At 47.1% G+C, this 3,027-nt stretch carries 4 protein-coding genes; 1 reads left to right on the top strand and 3 read right to left on the bottom strand.

Features of this window, described 5'->3' with window-relative positions:
* Positions 1-2: 2 nt before the first annotated feature.
* The gene (locus ADK28_RS11060; RefSeq protein WP_239686236.1) at positions 3-314 is read left to right on the top strand and encodes a hypothetical protein; all 312 of its coding nucleotides are present in this window, start codon (positions 3-5) and stop codon (positions 312-314) included.
* A gap of 82 nt (positions 315-396) precedes the next feature.
* Here the strand turns inward: ADK28_RS11060 and ADK28_RS32475 are convergent, their stop codons facing one another.
* From ADK28_RS32475 to ADK28_RS11045, 3 genes are read right to left on the bottom strand one after another with little or no spacing between them, the layout of a single operon-like run.
* The gene (locus ADK28_RS32475; protein ID WP_048795680.1) at positions 397-1,455 is read right to left on the bottom strand and encodes a hypothetical protein; all 1,059 of its coding nucleotides are present in this window, start codon (positions 1,453-1,455) and stop codon (positions 397-399) included.
* 43 nt (positions 1,456-1,498) lie between these two features.
* Complete coding sequence (locus ADK28_RS11050; RefSeq protein ID WP_048795679.1) at positions 1,499-1,771, bottom strand: hypothetical protein; 273 nt, start codon at positions 1,769-1,771, stop codon at positions 1,499-1,501.
* Positions 1,768-2,310: a hypothetical protein gene (locus ADK28_RS11045; RefSeq protein ID WP_048795678.1), complete on the bottom strand. Its 543-nt coding sequence runs from the start codon at positions 2,308-2,310 to the stop codon at positions 1,768-1,770. The genes ADK28_RS11050 and ADK28_RS11045 overlap by 4 nt, the downstream gene beginning before the upstream one ends.
* Positions 2,311-3,027: the final 717 nt, after the last annotated feature.

Genomic DNA, 3,027 nt, shown 5'->3' with positions numbered 1-3,027 from the left:
ACATTGCCGGGATCATTCGCTCGCTGGGTATGGAGGAGGTGGAGGTCACATTCAGGGATGAAGCGGCAGAGGCGATTATCAACGCCCGCAGACCTTCACAGACGGATTTTTTCAGAGAGTTATTTGATAACATCAGTATGCAAAAAACCGGGGACCACTACGGATTACAACGGACGTTTAAACTCTCAGACGCAGCACTGGCGACGATTTGTAATATCACCCGTGATTTGCTCCCCGATGACCTCGTTGACACGACTTACGTGAAGCGCACCCGCCATCGACTGAAAGAACAGGGCTACAGCGCTGTATGGTGAAACGTTCAGAGGACGTTAATCAGACCCTGTACCTGAAAACCACTGAGGAAGACCACCGATAGTGCCTTACTCAGTGAGCTCGTTAATCCGATGATTTGTTTAACTGGTAATCTTTCATCACGGCCCCCAGCGCTGAGCCAGAATTAATCACCGAAGGACGTATCCAGATCAATTTCTCACCCAGGCGGCGGATGTGCCCTCTGCGCAGATGCATACGCTTTGTATGCGATCCCGTACATATCCCCGTTCCTCCACTCACAGATCGTTGCTCATCCGAAATCTGCAGAACTTTGTAGGTAAAACGCGGTTTAATCACTGACTCTGGCGCTTTGACTCGCTTGCCCCGAACGAACCTGGGCGTTTTGCTGTCGGCCGGAGTGAGGGTATCTACGATAACGTTGGTACAGTTCAGGACACTGCAGGCGTTGATAAATGACTGCAACTCATCACGCGTATTTATCATGATGTCGGCCATCAGCTTGTCGCGACTTCCGATCATACCTTCTGCACGTTCAGCAAATTCAGGCAGTGCGATAAAAGGCTCAGCCCTGAATTGCTTCAACTGAGTCTTTTTAACCAGTCCCGCTTCCTGCAGCGATTCAACCGCCAATCTGGTTGCCGGAGGACGCTGAGTCATGTCTGTGGTTTTATTCAGTTGGTTGTCGTAAGGGTAAAACATCCCTCCATAGTTCATCTGCCAGCGATTCTGCTCATCAACCCAATAGATGGAACAGACGAAAACACCGCCACCGGGAAAATGCTCCAGCACATGGTTAATACCCGGCACTGGCTCCAGCGTCGTCACAGCTTCCCAGCACAACGCAATTCGCTTTGTTGAACGAAGGACCTGCATATCAGAATACTGTTCCAGAGGGATATCTTTCTCCCAGGGGATTTCAAACGTTACCACCGGGTAAGGCAAACGAGCCAGATCCAGATGCGTCTGCCGCAGGTCTTCAGGCGCAATAAAGTCAGCGCAGTTTGGCAGGATGAATTTAATGCTGTTCTCAAGCAGGTTTATCATATTGCGCAGCACGTAAGCCGTATACGGTGTTTCATGCAGACAATTACGCTCCAGCTCCCGCAGATCATCGATCGCAGAAGATGTGTAGTTTAATGGCGTTATCGCTTCTCTGGTCATTTGTACTCCCTGAGGGATTGTTCTTCAATGCTGTCGTGGTCGATCACTTTATCTTAATGAATTTATTATTTTTAAAAGAGTTAACCAGATCCTTCTTCATCTGTTCAACCAGCCCATCAGCATACGCCCGGGCTATTTCCATCCCTTTCGATTTAGCGATGATGAGCAGAGATGTCACATCATTTTCCCTCCCACAATTGGCACAGATGACAAAACTGTGACCAGGAGGTGAGTAATCCGTGTAAGGTAAGGCGAACTGCTCCGAGCGGCAGAATGCACAGCGCAGCCGAATAGTTTCTTTAAGGTCCTCCATCATCCCATCAGACCAGGAAGTGAACCTGCAAGACCTCCAACGATAGAGCCAACCAAAGGATGCTCCAGAAATTTAGCCAATCGGCTTTTGGCTTCCTGCTTTTCTTCTGCAGATGCTGAAGACTCCTCGATCTGCTGAAGCAGCTGATTAAATACATTGTGAATGTTTTGCGTATTACCATTGCCGACCTGTGCTGGCCCATGAACATTTAACGTCGCAATTTGCATGCTGGCTCCTAACTCGTATGAACGATTTTTCCCGTGTTTGACTGAAATAGCGCGGCTCTGACCTTCTTCTGTCAGGGAGACATCTTGAAAACCGCCATAATCCTTACGCACAAGAGAACGAGAATGGCAGATATTGATGATTTTTAACAAATACGCTTCCGACCAGTGAAGCAACTCGTCAATGGCAGTGCGATCGTTCTGGCCTGCATCGAATCCAAATGAAACGGTTTTGATCGTTTCTCCGAGGTTCTCCATGTCATCGTTCATGTATGTCAAAAGAGCATCGATATCTGACTGAATTTTCTCTGCGTCCATGGGTTGCCTTATTTTGTATGCTGATGAAAAAAGAAGCATTATACATCTGGCACGGCCGGGTGGTAAGCCTTAATGCAATCAATGACCTGGTAGCTCTGATGATGCCGTTGTTCCTGCCGGTCTGCCAGCAATGGGGCTCCTAATGACTACTATACAATCGGCAGAGCCACTGAGGAATTGACATTATTACCGCATTCATAACCCCCACAGATAATAGCTACCCATAGCCCTTCTAAAACGCGCTGTAACGCATCAGGTTCCACGCAATCAATTCATTGACAGATTTCCATTACCGTTATCTCAAACACGGTTATACGGGCTTACAGAAAGGTTCAGAGATATGCAGCACTACAATGTTCATCCCCTGTTAAAATAACGTCTGCTTAATGCGCTAATCATTCTTCGCACACTGACTCTGAATAAATAAACTCAATCTCCCGGCCCGTACTCCGTTTAACGGGTTATTAAAGATGACGGTATATTCCTGGACTATTCCCCAGTCTCACGCCACCTCGCTTACCATTACCTCACAGTCACTCTCCTTACCCTTTAGCTCACGTTCTCATTGACGTGAGTAAAGCTCAGGCAAATATACTCATGAATGGCTTCAGTCCAGTCAGTGGTTATTGGTTATTGGTTATTGGTTATTGGTTATTGGTTATTGGTTATTGGTTATTGGTTATTGGTTATTGGTTATTGGTTATTGGTTATTGGTTA

The organism is Serratia sp. 506_PEND (genome assembly GCF_001076875.1).
Classification (GTDB): Bacteria; Pseudomonadota; Gammaproteobacteria; order Enterobacterales; family Enterobacteriaceae; genus Serratia; species Serratia marcescens.
The sequence above is the reverse complement of the archived record's forward strand: the minus strand, read 5'-3'. Positions and strand labels throughout refer to the sequence as shown.

What these genes read in the sequence shown, in the direction of transcription:
- ADK28_RS32475 (WP_048795680.1), bottom strand. Translation starts at nt 1,455, where the DNA reads ATGACCAGAGAAGCGATAACGCCATTAAACTACACATCTTCTGCGATC.
- ADK28_RS11050 (WP_048795679.1), bottom strand. Translation starts at nt 1,771, where the DNA reads ATGATGGAGGACCTTAAAGAAACTATTCGGCTGCGCTGTGCATTCTGC.
- ADK28_RS11045 (WP_048795678.1), bottom strand. Translation starts at nt 2,310, where the DNA reads ATGGACGCAGAGAAAATTCAGTCAGATATCGATGCTCTTTTGACATAC.